At 73.0% G+C, this 22,737-nt stretch carries 19 protein-coding genes and 1 pseudogene; 4 read left to right on the top strand and 16 right to left on the bottom strand.

Translation table 11 applies throughout. The annotated features are described in order from the left end of the window. Nucleotides 1–3: 3 nt before the first annotated feature. The 4 genes from TR48_RS15780 to TR48_RS15765 form a co-directional block, all read right to left on the bottom strand. Nucleotides 4–534 (bottom strand): MOSC domain-containing protein, encoded by a 531-nt coding sequence (locus TR48_RS15780; RefSeq protein WP_174501707.1) that lies wholly within the window; start codon nucleotides 532–534, stop codon nucleotides 4–6. Between the two features lie 173 nt (nucleotides 535–707). Continuing rightward, entirely contained in the window at nucleotides 708–1,184 is a 477-nt protein-coding gene (locus TR48_RS15775) for a hypothetical protein (protein WP_042367418.1), read from the bottom strand. 2 nt (nucleotides 1,185–1,186) lie between these two features. Continuing rightward, the gene (locus TR48_RS15770) at nucleotides 1,187–2,356 is read right to left on the bottom strand and encodes a molybdopterin-dependent oxidoreductase (RefSeq protein WP_084729464.1); all 1,170 of its coding nucleotides are present in this window, start codon (nucleotides 2,354–2,356) and stop codon (nucleotides 1,187–1,189) included. A gap of 118 nt (nucleotides 2,357–2,474) precedes the next feature. Beyond that, nucleotides 2,475–3,233 (bottom strand): AIM24 family protein, encoded by a 759-nt coding sequence (locus tag TR48_RS15765; protein ID WP_042367417.1) that lies wholly within the window; start codon nucleotides 3,231–3,233, stop codon nucleotides 2,475–2,477. On the opposite strand from TR48_RS15765, the gene TR48_RS46820 reads away from it, so the two are divergent. Next, complete coding sequence (locus TR48_RS46820; protein ID WP_439654471.1) at nucleotides 3,153–3,920, top strand: cupin domain-containing protein; 768 nt, start codon at nucleotides 3,153–3,155, stop codon at nucleotides 3,918–3,920. The two genes, TR48_RS15765 and TR48_RS46820, sit on opposite strands and share 81 nt — an antisense overlap. On the opposite strand, the pseudogene TR48_RS40475 reads toward TR48_RS46820, so the two are convergent. Next, nucleotides 3,916–4,293 (bottom strand): annotated as a pseudogene (locus tag TR48_RS40475) (MmcQ/YjbR family DNA-binding protein); the annotation flags it as partial. The gene TR48_RS46820 and the pseudogene TR48_RS40475 sit on opposite strands and share 5 nt — an antisense overlap. A 93-nt stretch (nucleotides 4,294–4,386) precedes the next feature. Here TR48_RS40475 and TR48_RS15750 point away from each other — a divergent pair. Then, nucleotides 4,387–5,355, top strand: coding sequence for an SAM-dependent methyltransferase (locus tag TR48_RS15750; RefSeq protein ID WP_236652166.1), 969 nt, complete (start codon nucleotides 4,387–4,389; stop codon nucleotides 5,353–5,355). Nucleotides 5,356–5,377: 22 nt separating this feature from the next. On the opposite strand, the gene TR48_RS15745 is transcribed toward TR48_RS15750, so the two are convergent. The 4 genes from TR48_RS15745 to TR48_RS15735 all read right to left on the bottom strand — a co-directional run bounded on the left by TR48_RS15745 (nucleotide 5,378) and on the right by TR48_RS15735 (nucleotide 9,005). After that, a complete protein-coding gene (locus TR48_RS15745; protein ID WP_042367413.1) occupies nucleotides 5,378–5,755 on the bottom strand; it encodes an RNA-binding S4 domain-containing protein in 378 nt (125 codons plus the stop codon). 369 nt (nucleotides 5,756–6,124) lie between these two features. Then, entirely contained in the window at nucleotides 6,125–6,841 is a 717-nt protein-coding gene (locus TR48_RS15740; RefSeq protein WP_042367411.1) for a hypothetical protein, read from the bottom strand. Further along, entirely contained in the window at nucleotides 6,838–6,999 is a 162-nt protein-coding gene (locus TR48_RS43250) for a hypothetical protein (protein WP_161789838.1), read from the bottom strand. Before TR48_RS43250 ends, TR48_RS15740 begins: the two co-directional genes overlap by 4 nt. A 44-nt stretch (nucleotides 7,000–7,043) precedes the next feature. Then, the gene (locus tag TR48_RS15735) at nucleotides 7,044–9,005 is read right to left on the bottom strand and encodes a tetratricopeptide repeat protein (protein ID WP_152627990.1); all 1,962 of its coding nucleotides are present in this window, start codon (nucleotides 9,003–9,005) and stop codon (nucleotides 7,044–7,046) included. Between the two features lie 128 nt (nucleotides 9,006–9,133). Between TR48_RS15735 and TR48_RS15730 the strand changes: the two genes are divergently transcribed. Beyond that, nucleotides 9,134–9,760, top strand: coding sequence for a TetR/AcrR family transcriptional regulator (locus TR48_RS15730; RefSeq protein WP_042367409.1), 627 nt, complete (start codon nucleotides 9,134–9,136; stop codon nucleotides 9,758–9,760). Nucleotides 9,761–9,931: 171 nt separating this feature from the next. On the opposite strand, the gene TR48_RS15725 is transcribed toward TR48_RS15730, so the two are convergent. From TR48_RS15725 to TR48_RS15715, 3 genes are read right to left on the bottom strand one after another with little or no spacing between them, the layout of a single operon-like run. Further along, complete coding sequence (locus tag TR48_RS15725) at nucleotides 9,932–13,123, bottom strand: efflux RND transporter permease subunit (RefSeq protein ID WP_042367407.1); 3,192 nt, start codon at nucleotides 13,121–13,123, stop codon at nucleotides 9,932–9,934. Between the two features lie 32 nt (nucleotides 13,124–13,155). Then, complete coding sequence (locus TR48_RS38915; RefSeq protein ID WP_052442699.1) at nucleotides 13,156–13,617, bottom strand: hypothetical protein; 462 nt, start codon at nucleotides 13,615–13,617, stop codon at nucleotides 13,156–13,158. Further along, entirely contained in the window at nucleotides 13,617–17,075 is a 3,459-nt protein-coding gene (locus TR48_RS15715) for an efflux RND transporter permease subunit (RefSeq protein WP_052442698.1), read from the bottom strand. Before TR48_RS15715 ends, TR48_RS38915 begins: the two co-directional genes overlap by 1 nt. Nucleotides 17,076–17,372: 297 nt before the next feature. Between TR48_RS15715 and TR48_RS38910 the strand changes: the two genes are divergently transcribed. Continuing rightward, nucleotides 17,373–18,539, top strand: a complete 1,167-nt coding sequence (locus TR48_RS38910) for a dihydrofolate reductase family protein (protein WP_052442697.1) — start codon at nucleotides 17,373–17,375, stop codon at nucleotides 18,537–18,539. Here the strand turns inward: TR48_RS38910 and TR48_RS15705 are convergent. From TR48_RS15705 to TR48_RS15690, 4 genes are all read right to left on the bottom strand, one after another. After that, complete coding sequence (locus tag TR48_RS15705; RefSeq protein WP_042367405.1) at nucleotides 18,526–18,927, bottom strand: globin; 402 nt, start codon at nucleotides 18,925–18,927, stop codon at nucleotides 18,526–18,528. The genes TR48_RS38910 and TR48_RS15705 overlap by 14 nt on opposite strands. 127 nt (nucleotides 18,928–19,054) lie before the next feature. Next, nucleotides 19,055–20,125, bottom strand: coding sequence for an FHA domain-containing protein (locus tag TR48_RS15700; protein ID WP_042367403.1), 1,071 nt, complete (start codon nucleotides 20,123–20,125; stop codon nucleotides 19,055–19,057). A 54-nt stretch (nucleotides 20,126–20,179) separates the two neighbouring features. After that, nucleotides 20,180–21,523, bottom strand: coding sequence for a vWA domain-containing protein (locus TR48_RS15695; protein WP_042367402.1), 1,344 nt, complete (start codon nucleotides 21,521–21,523; stop codon nucleotides 20,180–20,182). Nucleotides 21,524–21,526: 3 nt separating this feature from the next. Then, nucleotides 21,527–22,737 (bottom strand): PP2C family protein-serine/threonine phosphatase (locus TR48_RS15690; protein WP_052442696.1); only part of this gene is annotated, 1,211 nt, incomplete at its 5' end.

Genomic DNA, 22,737 nt, shown 5'->3' with positions numbered 1-22,737 from the left:
CCGTCAGACCCGTTCGAGCGGGAGATGCGGCTCGTCGGGCAGCTCGACGGTGATCGGGTCGCCGGGGCGGACCGCGCCGCCGCGCAGCACGACCCCCATGATCCCGGCCTTGCGCACCACGTTGCCGTCCGCGCCCCGGCCCACGCAGTGCCTGAGCAGGCCGGGCCGGAAGTCGTTGATCTGCGGGCAGGGGTTGCGCAGGCCGGTGATCTCGACCTGCGCCTCGGCGCCGAGCCGGAGGCGCGTGCCGCGCGGCAGGGCCAGCAGGTCCAGGCCGCGGGTGGTGACGTTCTCGCCGAGCGCCCCGGCCGCCACCTCGTATCCGGCCGCGCGCAGCTCGTCGTGGAACTCGGCGTGCATCAGGTGGACTTGGCGCAGGTTGGGCTGCGTCGGGTCCGCCGCGACCCGTGACCGGTGCTGGACGGTGACGCCGAGGTGCGTGTCGCCCTCAACGCCGAGGCCGGCGAGCAGCCGGATCGTGGGCGCGTTCGGCTTGCTGAAGGAGTGCTCGGCGCTCAGGCTGACGGCGGTCACAGTGGCGGGGACAGTGCTGGCCTGGTGCGCGGTGGCGGCCTGGTGGATGACGGCCTGGTCGGTCGCTGCCTGATCGGTTGCTGCCTGGTCGGTCATATACGGCCCTTCTGTCGGGTCTGTCGCTCGGACAGGTCACGGGGGCTTGCACCCTATTCTCGCAGGCCCGCCCGGCGTCACGCCCGGCGTGACGTCCGGCCTGGGCGAGCGGACCGGGGCGCGCGGACCCGGCGTCCGAACGCTCGTGCCGCGCCCGGGACTTTCGGCGCGGCGGCGAGCACGGCGACGGCGATCGCGACGGCGGCGAGCAGCAGCAGCCAGTTGCGCAGATACGGCAGCGGCAGCAGTGTCGGGTTGCCGTGGTCGACGCCGGCCCGCAGCACCGCGGGCAGTCCTACGGCGGTGAGGGCCGCCGCGACCACCAACCCGCCGCGCAGCAGCGGGTGTCGGGCCAGGGCCGTGCGGGACAGCACCAGGCCCGCCAGCAGCACCAGCGGCAGCCAGATCGCGTCGTGCAGGACGAGCCCGCCGACGCCCCAGACCAGGACGTCGAAGGGGTCGCGGACGTAGGGGTCGTGCAGCAGACCGTAGATCCCGTAGCCGATGATGCCGGCCCCGATGAGGGCCAGGCCCGCGCGCAGTGTGCGGAGCATCGTCAGAGCACCTCCAGACGGGAAACCCACTTGGTCTGCAGTACGCCTGGCCGGTTGGGTGCGATGATCCGGGCTGGGTAGCCGTGGTCCGGGGCCAGGACCTGGCCGTTGACGCGGAGCGCGAGCACGGTGAGGGGGTCGCGCGCGTAGGTGTGCGGCATCGTCATCACGGCGTACGGGCCGCCCTGTTCCAGCGAGGTGACCTGGATCAACGCGCCCGGCGCGGCGCCCGCGCGGTCGAGCAGGTCGCGCAGCCGGACCCCGCCCCAGCGGGCGGAGGCGCTCCAGCCCTCCACACAGGCGATCGGCAGGTCGACCTCGGTCTGCGGCAGGGCCAGCAGCTCGTCCATGGTGAGCGTGTAGGGGCGCGGCCCCTCGACACGCAGGCGCCAGTCGGCGGGCGCGTGCAGCATCCCGGCCTGGGCAGCGGTGCGGTTGACCGGCAGCCCCTGCGGCCCGAGGTCCGGGCGGCGCGGCCCGAGCAGATCCAAGGAGCGCAGCCACGGCACCGTCTGACCGGCCGTCACCAGCGTCACCGCGCCGACGGCGGCCGCCACCGACCCCAGCAGCGCCCGCCGTCCCGGGAGAGCCGTCCTGCTCCGCCGCCAGTGGGCCGCGATCTCCGGCCCCTTCGCGGCGATGTGGAGCAGCAGGCCGCCGACCGCGATCCAGGCCAGCCAGAAGTGCGTCTGCCGGAAGGGGAACGGCCACGGGTACCACTGCAGGGTGTTGAGCAGCCCCGTGAACAGCTCCAGGACCATGGCGCCGACGAGCAGTGCGATCCCGAGCCGCTCCAGCGCGTGCCGGACCGTGCGCGCGGGCGGCCAGGCGAAGAGGCGCGGGTAGACGGTCCACAGCTTCGCACCCAGCAGCGGGATCGCGGCGATGCCGCTGATCACGTGCAGGCCCTGGGTGACGCGGTAGCCCTGCACCGGCCTGCTGGGCAGGTGGTCTCGCAGCCAGCCCGGCGGTTGCTGAAGCACGTGGCTGGTCAGACCGGTGACGAAGCAGACCAGCACGGCCGCGCCGAGCCATCGGCCCACCACCACCGCGGTCCGTGGCTCGTGCAGGCGCGACCGGAAGGCCCCTTCCCGGAACGGCCCTTTCCGCAGCGAGTCCGGCGGGGTCGGCAGGGGCGTGTCGAGCGGGTCGCGGAGGCGGAGTCGTCTCATGCCTCCATATGACCTCTGAACTGGGGCGTCGAGACCCGGCGACCCGGCTACGAAAGTCTTACGGCAGAGGGCCGCACCGTTGGTGCGGCCCCCCTGTGTCCGGTTGTGTCCGGTGCGACTAGCGCAGCATGCCGCCGATGAGGCCGCCGACGCCGGCGGCCTCGGCGTTCTCCGCGCCGCTCGCCGGGAGGTACGGGGCGAGGGAGTGGGCGAGGTTGGGCAGCGGCATGCTCTGCAGCCAGATCTGGCCGGGACCGGTCAGGGCGACCAGGAAGAAGCCGTCGCCGCCGAAGACCTTGTTCGCGATGCCGGGCACCCGAGTCAGGGTGAACTGCACGGACTGGTCGAACATGCCGACGTGGCCGGGGTGGGCCAGCATCGTCTGGCCGGGGCCCAGGGTGTAGGTGGTGAGCTCGCCGGAGAGCTCGACCCAGGCGCGACCCTGGCCTTCGAGCTTCTGCAGCACGAAGCCGTCGCCGCCCCAGAGGCCGCCGCGGAAACTCTGCTGGAAGCCCACGGTCGGCGTGATGCCCGGGGTGCCGGCCAGCCAGCCGTGGCGGTGGACCATGACGCTGCGGCCCGGGGCGACGTCCACCGGCACGATGTGGCCCGGCACCTTGGACGCGAACGCGACCAGGCCCGGTCCGCCCTGGGCGGTGTACTGCGTGACGAAGAGGCCGCCGCCGCCGAGGACGCGCTTCATCGCGCCCATGAAGCCGCCCCCGCCGCCGCCGGGTGCGCCGCCCGACATGGTCTGTGACATCTGCACGTTGGCGGACATCCACGACAGTTCGCCGTGCGGCGTCACCACGTACTCCCCGGCGCCGAGTTGTACCTCGAGCACCGGCATGGTGCTGCCCTTGATCTCAGCCTGCATGGCGGCCGCCCCCTCCAGATCCTGGTCGTCTCTGACGGCACCGTATCGCCGCCGAAACGGGACGAACAGCGCGGCCCCCGGACTGTTGCCGGACCGCGACGAGACCGGCACCGTCGCGGGTTGTCGGACCGGCGCGTACGGGCGTTACACCTTGTCCGTGGTGGGGGTGACCGTGCTTTGGCAGCGTGGTGGTCCGTCTGCCCCGAACCGCCCAGAGGAGCACCACCCGTGGCCATCGTCCTGCACCGTGCCGAGAAGGCCGAGCTCGGCGCGTTCGCACCCAAGCCGACCAGCACCACCGAGGGGCAACAGGAGGCGCTGCGCACGGTGTGGACCGCACCGGAAGGCGTGGAGGCGGGCGTGTGGGAGGCGACGCCGGGACGGTTCACGGCGACGCGGGAGGGCTACCACGAGGTCTGCCAGATCCTCTCCGGCCGTGCGAGCGTCACCGCGACCGGCGGTGAGCCGGTGGAGATCGGGCCCGGTGACACGCTGGTGACCCCGGCCGGGTGGACGGGGGTCTGGGAGGTCCACGAGACGCTGCGCAAGACCTACGTCACGATCGATCTTCCGGTGATCCCTCCCCAGACCCCGACACAAGCCCCGAGCCAGACCCGGACCCCGCCCCAGGCCCCGAGCCAGACCCGGACACCGCCCCAGGCCCCGACCCCTCCGGTCGCGCCCTGAGGCCGGGCCAGTCGAGCAGCAACTGCTGCTTGCGCGGCAGGGCGGAGACGATCAGGTCGTAGGAGTCCTCGACCATCTCCCGGACCAGCCGGTCCGGGAGCGAACCGTCCAGCAGGACGGTGTTCCAGTGGCGCTTGTTCAGGTGCCAGCCGCCGGTGACGGCGGGGTGTTCCGCGCGCAGCCGGACCGCAAGCTCGGGGTCGCACTTCAGGCTGACCTGCAGCGGATCCCCGTCCAGGGCGGAGATGGCGAAGATCTTCCCGCCGACCTTGAAGACGGAGGTCTCCGGGTTGAACGGGAACGTCTCCTCGGCCCCGTTGAAGTCCAGGCAGAGGGCGCGGAGTTGATGAGACGTGAACGATCCGTGATCCATGGCCTCAGTCTGCCGTCTCACAGCTAACATATGGGGGACCGCGGGGTGACGAGCTGTCACCCCGTGCCGGGGTTGTGGGTGAAGGGGGCTGACGTGGCTGAGAACACGGACGTCAACGCCGAGGTCGGCGCGAAGGCGGCGGCGGAGGCAGCAGTGCACGGCGAGCCCGACGTCGCCGTCGTCACCGACGCCGCGATCGACTGGGACTGGGCCGTCGCGGAGGAGGGCGACGCCGAGCCCCGCACCGAGCTGCGCACCGACGTCCCGCACCCGGCGCGGATGTACGACTACTACCTCGGTGGCAAGGACAACTTCCCCGCGGACCGCGTCGCGGCCGAGCAGGTCGTGGGGCTCATCCCGACGGTCCAGGACGCGGCGCGCGCCAACCGGCGCTTCCTCGGCCGCGCGGTCCGCTACGCGAGCTCGCTCGGCATACGCCAGTTCCTCGACATCGGCACGGGCATCCCGACCGCCGAGAACACCCACGAGGTGGCCCAACGCCAGGCGCCTGAGTCCCGGATCGTCTACGTCGACAACGACCCGATGGTCCTCACCCACGCCCGCGCACTGCTCAGCAGCACGCCGCAGGGTCGCACCGCCTACGTCGACGCGGACTTCCACGACGCCGACGCGATCCTGGACGCGGCGGCGGTCAAGGAGATGATCGACTTCGAGCAGCCCGTGGCCCTGCTGGTCGTGGCCCTGCTGCACTTCCTGCCGGACTCGGACGAGCCCTTCGCGCTGCTCGACCGCTACAAGCAGGCGCTCGCCCCCGGCAGCGTGCTCATCCTCACCCATGGCAGTTCGGACTACTCCACCCAGGAGATCAAGGACGCCGTCGAGAGGATCTACAAGGCCGGCGGCATCACCGTCGCGACGCGCCCCCGGGACGAGATTGAGCGTTTCGGCGCTACCGGCGAGGACGGCTGGGAGCTGGTCGGTCCCGGCGTCGTCTCCATCAACGAGTGGCAGGCGGGCTCGGAGCGCGTCGGCGACGAGGACCTGCGCCTGAGCCGTTCCGACGTCGGCGGCTACGGGCTGGTGGCGATCAAGAAGGCGTGACGGCGGCCGGCGGCCGCCGGGGTCAGAAGCCGCGCAGCCGCTCGATGTCGCGCCGGTCCCGCTTCGTCGGCCGCCCCGCGCCGCGGTCGCGGACGGGCACGGCGAGGAGCTCGCGGGGCGGCGGCGGGGGGCTGTTGTCGATCAGGCACTCCGCGGCGACGGGCGCGCCGACGCGCTTGGCGACGGTCTTCTGCACGATGACGATCCGCTCCCGGCCCTCCTGACGCACCCGCACCTCGTCACCGGGCCGCACCAGCTGCGCGGGCTTGGCCCGCTCCCCGTTCACCCGTACATGGCCGGCCCGGCACGCCGTCCCGGCGGCGGACCGCGTCTTGGCCAGACGCACGGACCAGATCCACGCGTCGACCCGCACCGGCGCGGTCGGAAGCTCCTGAGCCATGCGGCCCACCCTACGCCTCCCGGTACACCGGCCAGTTGCCCCGCCTGGCCCCGCCCAGACGCGGTCGCACGTGCGCTGTCCCGGCCCCGCCCAGACGCAGTCGCACGGGGCACCGTTGGCTCCGCGCAGACGCGGTCGCGCGGGGCGCCGTCCTGGCTCCGCGTAGACGCGGTCGCACGGGGCGCCGTCCCGGCCCCGCGCGGTCGCCCCGCGAGGCCCGGGCCCTCCAACCCTGGGACGGATGGTTCAGCGGAGCTGCTGCGCCCCGGGCTGCGCGTGAGACCCGCCGCGCTCGCCGGCTTCGCCGGGTGGGTGCCGTGCGCCGCCGAGCTATGCGGAGCCGCACGCAGCCGTGCCGTGCCGCCGGTCTCAGGCTTCGCCTTGGCCGGTGAGTTTGCCGAGTTGGAGTTGGAACCAGTCCAGGCGGGCCTGGAGGAGGGCGGCTTCGGCGGCGAGTTGGGGGACGACGGCGTCCGTGCCGTCCTTGCCCGGGTCCAGGGGGAGGGCGGCTGTGTGCGCGAGCGCGGGGGCCGGGGGAGCGAGGCGGTCGTCGCAGGCGGTGACAGACTCGGGGCCGACGAGGCGGGTGTAGGCGTCGAACCGCAGCAGCGCGCGGTGGCCCGCGCACGCGGCGCAGCTGCCGGTGATCGCGCGCCAGCCCATCACGCCCTCGCCGGTGTCGAGGACGCCCTCCGACGCGCGTCCGCAGGCGCACCGTGGGAAGTGGACGCGGCGCACGCGCTGACGCTCGAAGCGCATGCCGCGTTCGTGACGCAGGTACGCGCCCAGCACCGCGACCTCGAGCAGCACGGTGTCCCGGTACTCCGTCGCACAGCCGAGTTCGATCGCCGCGCCCGCGTCGTGCAGGCAGTAGAAGCCGCAGGCGCACCAGCGCGAGGGCGGGCGGTGTCGCCGCTCGTACCCGCACCGGGCGTCGTCCAGCGGCCCGTAGACGATGTCCCCGCCGAGCGACACGCCCCGGAAGCCGAGGCGGGTGCCGTCGGCGGAGAGCATCGGCCGGGCGATCTTGTACCCGACCGGTGGACGGTCCGGACGCTCGCGGGGAGCGCGCCGGAATCCGCTCACCGCTCTGTGCTCGACCCCGCGGTCACCGGTGCCGCGCGCGGTGGCACCACGGTTGCCGCCTCGGTGGTCTCGGGTTCAGGCGCGGGAGGCGCCTCCTCGACGGTGGCGTCGAGCACGTCCTCCGCGACGCCCCTGGCGACGAGCTTGCCCAGTTTCATGACGACCCTCTCCTGTCGGTGACGGCTCGCGTTCCCATGGTGACTCAGCGGCGGCGTCGACGGAAGAGGCCCCGCCGCCTCGGCTCCGGTTCCTCCGTGGAGCGCACCTTCTCTCTCGCGCGCTCCTTCCCAGCGGCCACGAGTTCACGCCCCCGCTGTTCCGCGTCCACCGGTTCGGACGCCTCGTCACTGCGGCGGACGGCCTCCGCCGCGAGGCGCGCCGGCTCCCGGTCCCGCTCGTCGAGCCAGGGGCAGGCGAGGACGAGGGCGCAGAGGGTCGGCAGCACCTCGACCGGGCGGGTACGGAAGGCCCGCGTGGCGAAGGCCAGCCGGGCCGCCAGCAGCCGCCCGATGTCCTCCCTGGTGGCGGGCTCACTCCAGGCGACGGCGAGCAGGGCGAGGCCGGCCGCCTCGGTGACCCAGTCCTCGGGGCCGACCAGCAGATCGGACAGGACACGGCGACGTTCCGACTCCGGCCACGGGGTGTCCGTGCCGTGGTGGGCGATGCCCAGGCAGGCGAAGACCTGCACGGCGCGCACCCAGAGGTCGGGGGCGTTCGCGGCCAGGGCTCGGCCCCGCTCGTCGTCCCGGGGGAGCGGCGGGTGCACCAGCACGCCGAGAAGCTGCGTGATCGGGATCGAGGCCAGCAGGACGGCGCGGTCGTAGGCGGCGGGCAGCGACGGCCAGACGTGCTCGGCGACGGACCGCACCGCCGCGCTCGCCTCCGCCGACGGCGCGGCGACGGCGGGCTCGGCCACGGTGCCGAGGTAGTTCCAGACCTGTGTGCTGACCGGGTGCAGCGGGTGCCGGGGATCCGGCTCGGGTATGGACCGGAACTCCAGGTCGGCGTGGGGGAAGCACTGAAGCAGCGTCAGCACGCAGCTGGGCGCCTCGACGGCGGAGCCCACGACGGAGAGGCCGTGGTGCGCCTCGACGTCGGGGCTGCGCGGGAACTGCCGCAGCATGTTCGCTGTCGCCTCGCGGGCGGGGCTGACGCCGGCCAGCCAGGGGCGGCCCTTGCTGTGCTGGGCCAGGACCGTCGCGGCGTAGTCGTGGTCCGGGTGTTCGCGCAGGTGGTCGACGAGGGCGACCAGATGGGCCGGGTCCTGGTCCACGGCGAAGCGGATGCCGTGGAGGGCGGGGACGACCAGCGGGTCGTCGGCGTTCGCGGCGACGGCCCTCTCGGCCCAGGGCAGGCCGAGCTCGGGCCGACCGGTCGCGGCGTACAGCTCGGCGACGTCCACATGCAGGCTGAGGTCGGCCGGGTCGCGGGCCAGCTCGTCCGTCCAGACGGAGAGCGCCTCGTCGGGCCTGCCCGCGGCGCGCAGCGCGTAGCCGAGCATGACCGCGCTCATGTGCGTGGGCTCGGCGGCGACGGCGGCGCGGGCCCAGGCGATCGACTCGTCGTGGTCGTCGTAGCGCCGGGCCAGGCCGGAGGCGAGCGAGAGCAGCATCGCGTGCCGCCGATGCGCGGCGGTGGCGGCGCGGACCGCGTCGTAGAAGGGCCGCAGGCTGGTGCGCAGCACCTCGGGAAAGGGGTCGGGCAGGCCCGAGCCGACGATCCGGCCGATGGACTGGGCGACGACCTCGGGGCTGACCAGGGACGGCAGGTCGGGGCGGCTCAGCCAGGCCACCTCGGACCAGGGCCGGCCCGGCTCCGTGGCCACGACCTCCGCGAGCAGGCGCAACGCCTGGTTCCACTGGCCGCAGGCCGCGAGCAGATTCGCGCGGGCCGCGACGGCGCCGATGTAGGGCCGCTCCATCGGGAAGAGCGCGAGCGCGGCCTCGGCGCCGCCGGCCCGGGCGGCGAGCTCGCCCAGCGCCTCGTGCGCCTCGGGCAGTTGGGGTGCGGTGGCGATCGCGTTGCCGACGTGCGTGGCGGCGTGCGCGAGGTCGCCGCCGTCCATGGCGAGACGCGCCACCGCGATCTCGCCCTCGGCGTCGAGTCGCTCCGCGCCGCCGACCGAACACGAGTGCAATCCGTCGAGGTCTCCGGAATCAGCCATGGCCGAACCCTAGCCCCGTGTACGGACAGTCGGGTGGACAATTCGGACACCGGACGATTCCGAGCGGCAGCCGAAGCCGCCGCGCCCCCGCCGGGGGACCGCAGGGTTTCGTACAGGAGAATGTGAGGGTGCCGAGTACACAGAGAAGCAGCCAGTCGGCGTCTCCAGCCCGGCGGCGGGAGATCCTGGAGACCGCCGCCCGGGTCTTCGCGGAGCAGGGCTACAACGCCACGACCGTGCGGAAGATCGCGGACGAGGCGGGGCTGCTGGCCGGGAGCCTCTACTACCACTTCGACTCCAAGGAGTCGATGCTCGAGGAGATCCTCTCGGGCTTCCTGGACGAGCTGTGGGCCGGCTACGACGAGGTCCTCGCCGCCCGGCTCGACCCCAAGGACACCCTGGCCGCGCTGGTGACGGAGTCGTTCCGGGAGATCGACCGGCACCGCGACGCGGTGGCGATCTACCAAAAGGAGGCCCGCCAGCTCGCGGTGCAGCCGCGGTTCGCGTTCCTGGCCGAATCGCAGCGGCGCTTCGAGCAGGTGTGGCTGGAGACGCTTGAGCGCGGCGTCTCCGCGCACGCCTTCCGCGCGGATCTCGATCTGCGGCTCGCCTACCGGTTCCTGCGGGACACCGTGTGGGTCGCCGCGTCCTGGTACCGGCCGGGCGGCGGGCACAGCCCGGAGCAGATCGCCCGGCAGTACCTGTCCATGGTCCTGGAAGGCATCGCCGCCCCGGGCATCGCCGCCCCGGGCTGAGCCGCCCCGGGCTGAGCTGCCCCGGGTTGAGGCGCGCCCGGGCTGAGCCGCCCCAGGCTGAGCCGCCCTGGGCTGAGGCGCCCTGGGCTGAGCCGCCCTGGGCTGAGCTGCCCCGGGTTGAGGCGCGCCCGGGGCCGCGCCGCCCTGGGCTGAGTCGGCCCGGGTCGCGCCCTACGCCTCGACCTCCGGCATCCCGGTGGGGCCCTGCTGCTTGCGGCGGCCGAACCGCAGGTACAGCGACGGCACCACGCACAGCGTCAGCAGCGTCGAGCTCACCAGACCGCCGAGGATGACGACGGCCAACGGGTACTCGATCTCCCGGCCGGGCTGGTTGCCCGCGATGACCAGCGGCACCAGGGCCAGGGCGGTCGCCAGCGAGGTCATCAGGATGGGCGCCAGCCGCTCGCTCGCGCCGCGGACGACGAGGTCGGGGCCGAAGGCCATGCCCTCCTCGGTCTCCAGATGCTGGCAGTGATTGATCATCAGGATCCCGTTCCGCGCCGCGATCCCGAAGACGGTGAAGAAGCCGACCAGCGCACCGATGGTGATCTCCGCCCCGCCGAACCAGATCGCGATCAGGCCGCCGATCAGCGCCATCGGCAGGGTGACGAACAGCAGCGCCGCCAGCCGCCAGGAGCCGAAGGCGAGTTGCAGCAGCAGCATGATGGCCACGGCGGCCAGCGCCGCCGTCGTCAGCAGGCTCTGCTGCGCCTGCTCGCGTTCCTGGTACTCGCCGAGCAGCGTGTAGTGCGAGCCCTGCGGGACGGTCACGTTGGCGGCGAGCCTCGCCCGGATCTGGTCGACGACGGCGGAGAGGTCGCGGCCCTGCACGTTCGCGCCGACGTCGATGTAGCGGGAGTTGTCCTCGCGGGTGATCAGGTAGGGGTCGGGGCCGAGGGTGACGTTCGCGATGTCGCCCAGCTTGATGTGACCGCCGTTCGGCGTGTCCAGCGGCAGCGCGGCGATCGAGCCCGCGTTCTGCCGGGCGGAGGGGACGCTCCATACGAACACGCCGTACACCTGGTTGTTCTCGAAGACGTTGCCCATCTCCTGGCCGGCCACCATGGTCGCGGCCTGCCGTCGCACGTCGCCGGGCTTGAGGCCGTACCTCGCGGCCTTGGCGAGGTCGACCTCGACGTTGATCTGGGGGGTGTCGACGGAGAGGGCCATGTGCGGGTCGACCACGCCCGGGACGCTTGCGACCTGGTTCAGCACCGACTGGGCCGTGTTGCGCATCTGCCCCAGGTCCTGGCCGTAGACGCGGACGGTGACGGCCTGCTGGGAGCCGGTGAGGACCTCCTCGATGCGCTCGTTGAGGTAGGTCTCCACGTCCCGGTACAGGCCCGGGTGGCTGTCGACCACCGCGCGGACCTTGGCCAGGGTCGTGTCGTAGTCGACCTTCGAGTCGATGTGGATCCACACCTCGGTGGCGTTGATGCCGACGATCTCCTCGCCCTGCGGCGCGCGGCCGATGTGCGCGCCGAAGTCCTCGACGCCCGGGATGGCCTTGAGTTCGTCGTAGAGCTGGGTCGTGGAGCGGAGCACCTCGGTGTCGGAGGTGCCGGGGATGGCGTCCCAGTGGATCAGCAGGTCGCGCTGCTGGAAGGCCGGGAACAGCGACTGGCCGAGCTGCGGCGCGACCAGCGCGCCGCACAGCACCACGGCGGCGAAGACGCCGTAGGCGGCGGTGGGACGGGCCACGATCCGGTTCAGGAACCGCTCGTACCACCGACGCAGCACCCGGACCAGCGGCGACTGGAACCGCTTGAGGGGCGCGCGGCGCAGCAGGATCAGCGTCAGCGCCGGGGTGACCGTGAGCGCCACCGCCATCGAGGCGATGATCGCCAGCGTGTAGGCGAAGGCCAGCGGCCGGAAGAAGGACGCGGTCAGGCCGTGCAGCAGGAAGATCGGCACGGCGGCCGCGACGATGATCAGCGTCGCGTAGACGATCGGGCTGCGGACCTCCAGCGAGGCGCCCAGGATGATCCTGGCCGTCGACTTGGTGGCCCGGCCGTCGTCCTTCCCGGTGCGCCGGGCGATACGCAGCCGTCTGAGGATGTTCTCGACGTCGATGATCGCGTCGTCGACGACCGCGCCGAGCGCGATGATCAGCCCGGCCAGCACCATCGTGTTGACGGTGGTGCCGAGGGCTCTGAGCACCAGCACCGTCGCGGTCAGCGAGAGCGGAATGCTGACCAGGCTGATCAGCGCCACCCGCCACTCGAAGAGGAACAGCACCAGGATCACCACGACCAGCAGGAAGCCGAGCAGCAGCGAGTCCAGCAGGTTGTGGATGGAGTCGTCGATGAAGTCGGCCGGCCGGAAGATGTGCGAGTCGAAGGCGACGCCCTTCAGGCCCGGCTGCAGCGACTTGAGCGCGTCCTCTACCGCCGAGGTGATCTTGAGCGTGTTGCCCCAGGGCAGCTTCTCGACGACCAGCAGGATGCCCGGCTTGCCGTTGATGACGGCGTCGCCGATCAGCGGCTGGTAGTTCTCGACCACGTCGCCGATCTGGCCCAGGGTCACCTTCTTGCCCTGGGCGGCCTGGTCCTCCAGCGGGATCTTGGCCAGCTCCGCCGGGCTCTGCACGGACAGCTGGTGGGCGACCTGGAGTCGCTGGGCCCCGAGGCCCGGCGCGCCGTTCCCGTCGAGGTACCCGCCCGCGCCGACGACCGCGCCGGTGGAGAACTGCAGCGCCCCCGAGTCCAGCGCGTCGGCGGTGGACCGCTCCACGTTGTCCAGGGTGACCTGCTGCGCCGCCATCTTCTTCGGGTCCACCTGGACCTGGAAGGTCTCCGGGCGCTGGTCCCAGATCGACACGTCCGCCACGCCGTCGACGTGCAGCAGCCGGGGCTTGACGTTCCAATAGGCGAGCTGCGACAGATCCATCGGCGTCAGCGGCTTGCCGTCCGGGCCGTTGCCGCTGGCGGTCATGCCGATCTGCACGACGCGTGCGGTCGCGGAGACCGGCGCGAGGATGACCGGCGGGCTCGCCCAGCGCGGCAGCGTCGGCCGGACGGTGGCCAACCGCTCCGCGACCAGCTGACGGGCCCGCAGCAGGTTCGTGTTCTGCGAGAACACCATGACGATGGAGGAGAGCTGCGGCACCGAGGTGGACCGCATCTGGCTCAGCCCCGGCATGCCGTTCATCGCCAGCTCGAGCGGCACGGTGACCAGCTGCTCCACGTCGGAGGTGGACAGGCCGAGGCTCTCGGTCTGGATCTCCACCTGCGGGGGAGCGAACTCGGGGAAGACGTCGAGAGGGGTGCTGGGCATGGTCGCGATGCCGACCGTCATCAACGCGACGGCGGCCGCGACGACCAGGAACCGGAAGCTGAGGCTCCAGGCGACGATGGCGCGCATCACGCCGCCGTGCCCCTTTCCTGGCCCGCGCATCATTCCTCCCCCACTCCGTACTCGGTGCCCAGCAGCTCGGCTGCGCCGACGACGACCACGGCGGTGCCCGCCTTCGGCCCCGCGCCGAGGACGACCGTGTCGCCGTCGTACCGCGCGATGGTGATGGCGTGCCGCGTGTAGGCGTGGCCGCCGTCCGGGACGTACACCCAGGGGACGCCGTCGGGGTCGTAGATCACGGCGGTGATGGGCGCCTCCGTCTCACCGCCCGCCCCCGGAGCGACGGTCACCGTCCGCACCCGCAGGCGCTGTTCCGCGAGCGGGGTGAGCACGACCTTCCGCACGTGCCCGTACCCCGGCAGCGCGGCGACGGCGCTGGGCAGCGGCGCGAGCGACGCGGGCCTGTAGGAGGCGGGGGTCTCGTCCTTGGGCCCACAGGCGGCGACCACGGGCAGCCCCACGATCGCGGCCACGACGCCGGCGAGTACACGTACCCGCGACATCAGGCTGTGCCTTGCCCTGGCGCGGGGGGCTGCACATCAGGGGCGCGACCGGCCCCCCGATGGGGCTCCCCCCGGCCGAAGGCTGGGGGAGGATGGCCCTCCTCGTTCGGGACGCTACCTGGCTTGGTGGCGTGTCGCGCCCCGGGGCGGAGTCCCTTGTCAGCAGAGCCTCGTGCCCCTGAGGTCGCAGCCGCGCTGCTCCGCGCCGTCCCCAGCGCGGTCGCGCTCGGGCCGGGCCGCGGTGTGGCGGCCTCGCGCTCGCCCGGGTCGCCGCCGTCGCTCGGGAAGAGCTTCGCCTCGTCCTCCTCCGCGGGCCCCTGGCCCGCGAACGCGGGGAGGAGGAAGAGGGTGACCACCGTGGCCGTCACCGCCCCGCCGATCAGGACGAAGGAGAGCGGGCGGACCAGCTCCAGGCCGGCGATGTCGCCGCGCAGCGTGAACGGCACGACCACGAGGATCAGGCCGACCGCCGTGGCGACCACCGGGAACGACGCCTCCCGTGCCGCGAGGCCCGCCGCGCCCGAGCGGCCGCTCAGCTCGAGATCGCGGGTCCGCCGCAGCACCCGGATGCCGCCTCGCACCGCGAGCGCCAGCACGCCGAGGAAGCCGATCAGCGTTCCGGCCGTGAGCGTGCGGCCCGCCGCGTACGCGGTCAGCGCGCCGCCGGCCAGCGACAGCGGGAGCGAGGCGAGCAGCAGCCCGGCGCGCGGCCAGCTCCGCAGCGCCGCCTGGAACAGCAGCAGCGTGCCCAGCGCGCAGCCGACGGCCACGAGGATGATCACCAGAGCGGCGCTCTGCTGCTGCGCCAGACCGCTGGAGACCTCGGCGTGGTAGCCGAGCGGGAGGGCGACGCCGCGCACGGCCGCCCGCACGTGTGAGACGGCGGTGTCCGCGTCGATGCCGTGGAGCCGGGCGGTGATGTCGAGGTAGCGGGACGCCTGCTCGTGGTCGATCTCGGCCGGGGTGGGCGCGATGCTGACGGTGGCGACGTCCTTGAGTGGGACCTGGCCGCCGCTGGGGGTGTCCAGCATCAGGTTCTCGATGTCGCCCAGGTTCGAGCGGACCGCCGGGACGCTCCACACGGCGACGTCGAAGATCTGCTGCTGCTGGTAGTAGCTGCCGACGGGGATGCCGGAGATCAGGACGGCGGTCGCGCGGCGCACGTCGCCCGGAGAGAGCCCGTACTGGGCCGCCTGGTCCACGTTCGTGTCGATCAGGACCGAGGGTTCCTGCGTCGGCTGGTGGATCGTCGCACCGCTGACGCCGCCGACGCCGTCGACCACGGATCGCAGCCGGTTCGCGTCGGCCGTCAGCGTGGCCCAGTCGGTGCCGTAGAGACGGACCGTCAGGGGTGCCCCGTCGCCGGGGTCGGTGTCCGACGCGGGGGCCTCGGCGAGCGCGGTCTGCGCGTACGTCAGCAGCCGGTGGTGCAGGCCGGGGTAGCGGTCCAGCACCTGGGCGATCGCAGACTTCGTCATCGCCAGGTTCGCGCCGCCCGAGACGGTGACCCAGGTCTGCGCCGAGTCCACGTTGACGATCTGGTCGCCGAGCAGGGCCTGGCCGATGTCGCTGGCCACCCCCGTGACGCCGGGGACGGCCCGCAGCTCGGCGCCGGCCGCCTCGGTGGTCTGCCGCATGGCGGACAGCGAGGTGCCGGGGGCGGCGCTCCACTGCACCACCAGGTTCCGGTCCTGCGGGGTGGGGATCAGTGTGCCGTCGCCGAACTGCGGGATGATCGCCAGCGCGCCGAGCGCCAGCACGCCGGCCACCACGAGGGACGCGGCGCGACGCCGGGCGAACACCGCGGTGAGGCTGTCGTAGGCGGCCTCGACCCAGCGCGCCACGGGCGGGACGGCGCGTCCCTCGGGCGCGCGGCGCAGCAGCAGGAGCGCGAGCGCCGGGGTGACCGTCAGGGCGACGGCGGTCGCGGCGACCATGGTGAGCACGTAGCTGAAGAGCACCGGCCGGGTCAGCGCGCCGTTGCTGCCCGGGACCAGCAGCAGCGGGACGGCGGCGAGCAGCAGCACGGCCAGCGCCCAGCCGAGCGGGCGGCGCACGCCCAGCAGCGCGTCGGTGATCGCGGCGGTGCGGCCGTCCCGGCTGTCCTGCCGCTCGCCCTCCGTGCCCGCCTGACCGTTCGTGCCGTCGCCTTCCCGGCCGCGCGGCAGGTCGAGGCCGCGCTGCACCGCTGCGATCGCGGAGACGGCGTCGTCCACGACGACGGCGAGGGCGGCGGCGAGCCCCGCCAGGGTGAACCAGGTGAAGGTCGCGCCGCGCAGCTGCAGCACCCAGGCGGCGGCGATCAGCGGCAGCGTGACCGCGACCAGCCCGACCAGCGCCACCCGCCACGAGCGCCACGCCAGCCCGAACCAGGCGACCAGCAGCACCAGACCGGCCAGGGCGGCCCAGCCGAGGTTGCGCAGCATCGAGTCGACGTAGTTCGCGGGCCCGTAGACGCTGGTGTCGACCTTGACGCCGGACAGTCCGGGCGCGAGCTCCGCCATGGCCTGCCGCACCCCGCGGTCCACCGTGAGGGCGTCGGCGCCGGGGAACTTCTCGACGACCAGCAGGAAGCCGGTGCCGTCGGCGGACTGCGAGGTCAACACCGCGTCGCCGCGCAGCAGCGGGTGGTCCTCGACGACCGTCGCCACATCGCCGAGCTTCAGCTTGCTGACGCCGGTGTCGACCTCGACCGGGACCTTGGCCAGGTCCTGAGGGGTGGAGATGGGCAGCAGGTGCTGGACGGAGAGGCGCTGGTTGGGCGTGTCGATGAAGCCGTCCGCGCCGGGGGAGGAGGCCTCGACGAAGGAGAGCGGAGAGGTCCACATCGCGTCACCGGCGGTGTTGATCACCTGTGTGAGCGTCACGCCCTTGGCGTGCATCTTGGCCGGGTCGACCAGGACCTGGAGCTGCTGGTCGCGCTGCCCCCAGATGGTGACGTTGGCGACGCCCGGCACGGCCAGCAGCCGCGGACGGATCCGCCAGCGGGCGAGGGTCGACAGGTCGATAGGGCTGATCTTCGTCGAGGAGATGCCGACCATCAGCGCGCGGGTCTCGGCGGACAGCGGCTGCACCATGACGGGCGGGGTGCCGACGTTCACCACGGCCGGGCCCTGGGTGACGCGCTCCTGGACGAGCTGGCGGGCCTGGTAGAGGTCGGTGCCGGGCTGGAAGGTCAGCTGGATGTCGGAGAGGCCCGGAATCGAACGGGAGCGCATGTGGTCCAGGAAGGCGACGCCGTTGAGCTCGTCCTCCATCGGCACGGTGATCAGCTGCTCCACCTCGTTGGTGGAGAGCCCGACCGCCTCGGTCTGGACCTCCACCTGGGTCGGCAGGAACTCGGGCAGCGTGTCCACGGCGGCGTGGCGCAGGGATCCGATGCCGAGCCCCATCAGCACGAGGGCGGCGACGACGACGGCGGCGGCGAGTCGCAGGCAGGAAGAGATCAGCCAACGCACGAGACGTTTCCCCCGTTCTTGGTTCCCCCGACGGCGGCTCCATCTGACGCCCAGTCAGAAAACTTCGGCCACGGGTGGCCGAAGTTTCCTGGTGGTGGATGCCGTGTTGTGTCCCCCGGTGTGAAAGTCGTCTAACACAACTACCCACGATCGGCCGAATGCGGAAAGTTCTCGCACGGATGCGAAGCGTGGTCCCCTGATTGCGTGAAGATGACGTGAAGTAAGTGTGTCACTACGTTCCGTGCTGTGCCAAGACACGAGGGCATATCGGGAAGGGAACAATCGTTGGAGTCGTCCATGAGCCCCGAACCCCCGCCCGCCCGCCCGTTCGTGCTGATCAGCGCGGCCATGTCCGTCGACGGGCACATCGACGACGCCACCGAGGCGCGGCTGATGCTCTCCACCGCCGAGGACTTCGACCGGGTCGACGCGCTGCGCGCGCAGAGCGACGCCGTCCTCGTCGGCGCCGGCACGCTGCGCGCCGACGACCCGCGCCTGGAGGTCCGCGACGCCGCGCGTCGCGAGGCGCGCCTGGCACGCGGCCTGACCGAGCATCCGCTGAAGGTGGCCCTCGCGGGCCATGGAGGCCTCGCTCCCGAGCTGCGCCTGTGGCACAGCGGCGGGGCGAAGCTCGTCCTCGCGCCGGACGCGGCGGTCCCCGGGCTGCGGGCGTCCCTGGGCGGGTTGGCCGAGGTCGTCGGCACGGGCGCCGGGCTGGACGCGGCGCGCGTGCTGGACGAGCTGGCCGCGCGGGGCGTGCGCCGGCTCATGGTCGAGGGCGGGGGCGCGATCCAGTCCCTCTTCCTGACGGCGGGTCTGGTCGACGAGATCCAGCTGGCCGTCGCGCCGTTCTTCGTCGGCGAAGCATCCGCTCCGCGGTTCGCCCCACCGGCGGCACGGGCGTTCCCGCAGGACGCGACGCACCGCATGACGCTGCTGGGCGCGCAGACCCTCGGGGACGTCGTGGTGCTGCGGTACGCCGCGCGGCGCGAGGACGCGTCGCTGGTCACGCAGGCGGACCTCGACTGGATGCGGGTCGCGATCGACCTCTCGCGTCAGTGTCCGCCGTCGGAGACGGCGTACTCCGTCGGCGCGGTCGTCGTCGCCGCGGACGGCACGGAGATCGCACGCGGCTTCTCACGCGAGGGCGGCGACGACAAGGCGCACGCGGAGGAGTCCGCGCTGGGCAAGATCGACCCGAGCGACCCCCGCCTCCGCACGGCGACGATCTACTCCACGTTGGAGCCCTGCTCGGTCCGCGCCTCCCGCCCCTCCCCCTGCGCGGAACTCATCCGCACGGCGGGCATCGGCCGCGTGGTCCTGGCCTGGCGCGAGCCGGCGCTCTTCGTGGCCGACTGCCAGGGCGTCGAACTGCTGGAAGCCGCAGGCGCGACGGTCCTGGAGACCCCCTCCCTGGCGGAGGAGGCCCGGGCCGTGAACGCGCACCTGGTCAATCCGAATTGATCATGCTTTGCGCCGCGTAGACGAGGTAGCCCCAGAGCTCCTGCTCGTCCTCCGCGTCGAGCTCCAGTGCGTCCACCGCGTCCCGCATGTGCCGCAGCCAGGCGTCGTGCGCCGCGCGGTCGACCTTGAAGGGGGCGTGGCGCATGCGCAGGCGCGGGTGGCCGCGGCCCTCGCTGTAGGTGCGCGGGCCGCCCCAGTACTGCATGAAGAAGAGGGTGAGGCGCTCCTCCGCCGGGCCGAGGTCCTCCTCGGGGTACATCGGGCGGAGGAAGGGGTCCGCGGACACGCCCTCGTAGAACCGGTGGACCAGGCGACGGAAGGTCGGCTCGCCGCCGACCCGCTCGTAGAAGGTCTGGTTCTGCAGGGTTCCTCGCTTGATCTGGTCCACGCGTCCATCCTCTCAGACCGCGGAAGTCACCCGCCGTCCCGTCGGAGAAGCCGCAGCGGGACGGGATCCCGTCGACGGCCCGCGCCGCGCCGCAGCGCCTGCGCAGGCCGTGCCGGTCGGCCCCGTTTCAGGCGCAGTGGACCGTGATGGTGGTCCAGGCGCCGACGTGGATCCGGTCGCCGTTCTTCAGCTCGACCGGGGTGAACGCCGGCAGCGGGTCGGGGCTGCCGTTCAGCGAGGTGCCGTTGGTGGAGTCCTGGTCGATGACGACCCAGCCGCCGCCCGGCTGCTCCTGGAGCAGCGCGTGGTTGTGCGAGGCCCCCGGGTCCTCCGGGGCGATCGACAGGTCGATCTCCGGGACGGTGCCGCGCTGGTGGCTGCGGCGGCCGATGCGGAGCTGGCCCTGACCGGTCATCGGGACCCGCCGCTCCGGCGAGTAGGGCGGGAAGTAGAGCCCGGCGGCGTCGGGACCGCTGCGGGCCATCATGTCCTGGAAGTAGTCACGGTCGGCGCTGACCACGGCGATCCAGGTGCCCGTGTAGCCTGGCGCGCCGCCGCCCTGCTGCGGCGCCTGCCCCACGGAACCCGACGGCGGACCGAAGGGGTCAAGGCCGGGCGAGCCGCCGTCCGGCCCCGCGGAGCTCGGCGGCGCCAGGACGTACTCGGTGTTGCCGCCGTTGGTGTCCCCGGTGATGTACGCGCCGTACCCGCCGCCGCCCGTGACCGGCCCGGAGACGGGCTCGGCCAGGCCCGACGGGACCGGCTGCTGCTGCACCGGCTGCTGCTGCACCGGCTGCGGCGCGGGCGGCTGCTGGAACGGTTGCTGGAACGGTTGCTGGAAGGGCTGCTGCATGGGCTGCTGCTGGTACGGCTGGCCCATCGGTGGCTGTCCCATCGGGGACGACTGGCTCGGGACCGGAGCCGGGCCCGGCGCCGCCGCCCCCTGGGGCGCCAGATCCCAGTCGTAGCCGCACTCCTCGCAGTAGCGACCCGTTCGCGGGGTGGTGCAGATCGGGCAGACCGGCAGACCGGCCGTCGGCGTCGCGGGTGCGGGCGCGGACGGCGCGGGCTGCTGCCACGGCTGGCCCGCGCCCGGCTGCTGCGGCTGCGGGGCGGCCGGCTGCCCGGTCATGGGTGTCCCGCAGTAGTCGCAGTAGTCCGTGGTCTGCGAGGTGTGGCCGTTCGGGCAGATCGGCATCGTGCAAGCCCCCCTCGGGCAAGCTAGGCGGCGGTCGGAAGCGGGGGACCCCCGCTACTTCTTCACCCTGACGGTCTTCGTGGAGCGGGTTTCGAGCGTCATCGAGTCCTCCTCGCTCACGTTCTTACGGAAGCGAACGGTACCTTCCTTCGCGTCGACCACGTCGACCACCTTCGACAGCAGTTTGAAGGTGTCCTCGTTGCCCGACTCGGCGGCGAGCTGAACTGCCTTGCCCAGCTTGGCCGTCGCGGTGTCGAGGTCGCCACGGCGGTGGGCGTCGAGGCCCTCCTGGATGGCGCCGGCGAGCTCCGCCTGGCCGGTGTAGTGCGCGACCTGCGGGTTGATCTTGGTGGAGGCGTTGAGGTCGTCCGTCCACACGGCCTTGACCAGACCCTGCGAGAGCACCTCGGAGGTCCCGTCCGGCTGCGGCACGACCAGGCTGATCCGCCCGGCCAGCATCTCGTCGCCGACGCCCGCCGGCGGCACCTCGATGCAGACGTGGTAGTCGCGGCTCTCATCGCCCCAGGAGCCGGTCGGGTAGTCGCCGGCGCGCGGGCCCGCGTCGACGCGACGGCCGCTCAGGTCCTCGACGACCGGGGCCACCTGCTTGACGAACTTCACCGTCGCGTTGGCCGGCGTCCACACGCGCAGGGCGACGTCGGCGACGGCCTTGCCCATGGCCTTCTCCATCATCGCCCGGAAGTCCTCGGCGAGGCCGGAGGGGTCGGCGACGATGTCGACGCTGCCGAGCAGGGCGGAGGAGATCCGGCGCAGCTCGGCGACCTCCCAGTCGGTCCCGACGCCGCGGCAGTCCGCGGTGAAGCGGCCCTGGACCCGGTCGAGGGTGTGCTGGAGCTGGTCCGGGCGCTCGTGCTCGTTGCGACCGTCGGTCAGCAGGATCGCGTGGCGGATGGAGATGTCGGGGCGGGTGGAGAAGATCTGGTCGGCCTTGGTCAGCCAGGTGCCGATGGCGGTCCCGCCGCCCGGGGTGAGCCGCCGCAGCGACTGCTTGGCCTCCTCGCGGGTGCCCGGGGAGGAGATCGCGAGCTGCCCCGCGCCCGGGTAGACCTCCTTGGCCTCGTGCGTGCCCGCGACCACCGCGAAGGCGACCCCGTCGCGCACCGAGTCGATCGCGACGGCCGTGGCCTCACGCGCGTTGCGGATCTTGGTGGGCGGGTAGTCCATCGAGCCCGAGCAGTCGACGGCGATGACCACGGCCGCGTCCGGTCCGTCCAGCGCGCTGCCGTATCCCGCGGACGGGAGCGCCGCGCTGGTGCCGCCGCCGGTCGCGGTGACCGTGACGATCGCGTTGACCTCGTCGGCCCCCTGGGCGAGGTACGCGTTCTGGAAGATGTCGACGGAGAACTGCGGGAAGTTGGACTTGGTGAGCTTGGCCATGGGTCAGCTCTCCCCCTCGCGTAGCTGAATAGTGGGTGAGTCGAGGCTGTCGCCGACGAGAGTGGGCGGGTGGTTCGGCATGGTGGGCTCGTGCGGTTCGACGCGGTCGACGGGCAGCAGGGCGACGGTGACGTTGTCGTGGCCGCCGCGGTCGCAGGCGTAACGCGCGAGCGCCTGCGCCGCCGCGAGCGGCTTGGTGCGGGCGTCCGCCGGGACGACGGCCGCGAGGTCGGCGGCGGCCTCGGCGTAGTTCCACAGGCCGTCGGTACAGATCAGCACGGTGCCCGGCGCGTCCGGGGCGAAGGTGAGGGTGTGCGGCTCGACCTCGATCGCGTCCGCGCCGAGCCAGCCGGTGATGGCGTGCGCCCGCGGGTCGGCGAAGGCCTCGGTCTCCGACATCAGGCCCGCCTCGACCATCCGGGTGGCCCAGGAGTCGTCGACGGTCAGCCGGCGCGAGCCGGAGCGGTCGTCGGGGAACCAGTAGGCCCGGCTGTCGCCGACCCAGCCGACGGTGACCCGGCCCTCCGTCAGCACCGCGCTGACGATGGTGCAGGCGGGCGCGTTGCGGCTGGGCTCGCGCTCGTACTCGTCGGCGAGCTCGTCCACGCGGTTGGCCGCGGTCATGATCGCTTCGGTCATCGCGGTCTCCGGCTCGATGCCGGACTCCAGCGCCTCCAGCAGCGCCTCGCTGGCGCTGTCGGCGGCGGCCTGCGACGCGTCGTCCGGCCGGGTCGCCGAGGAGACGCCGTCGCACACGACGGCGACGACGGCGGAGGCCCCGTGCGGGCGGGAGGTGGCGGCGACGGCGAAGGCGTCCTCGTTCCGGTGGTGCCGGTGCCCGCGGTCGCTCACCCCGCAGACGCCGTTCAGCGACCGCTCCTGATGGTCCCTCGGCCGCGGCTGCGCGAGGCCGCAGGCCTCGCAGTACCCGTCGCTGTCGATCCGCTGGGCGCCGCAGCCGACGCAGACGCGGACATCCCCGGTGGGCACGCCGCTCCACGGATCCGGCGCGGCCCCGGCAGCAGCCTCCTCCGGCTCCTCCACCTCGGTGGCGAGCACGGGCGCGGCCAGCACGAAGTCCCCCGTGGCACCGGAGGGCACCGCCGCGGCCCCCATGCCGCCCGCCGCCCTGCCGGCCAGCCCGGCTGCGCCGGGGTCGCCGGCGGCTGCTTCGCCGAGCTCGGCAGCAGAGCCCGCGACACGCAGTCCGCCGC

Source organism: Streptacidiphilus neutrinimicus, assembly GCF_000787815.1.
Lineage (GTDB): Bacteria > Actinomycetota > Actinomycetes > Streptomycetales > Streptomycetaceae > Streptacidiphilus > Streptacidiphilus neutrinimicus.
The sequence above is the reverse complement of the archived record's forward strand: the minus strand, read 5'-3'. Positions and strand labels throughout refer to the sequence as shown.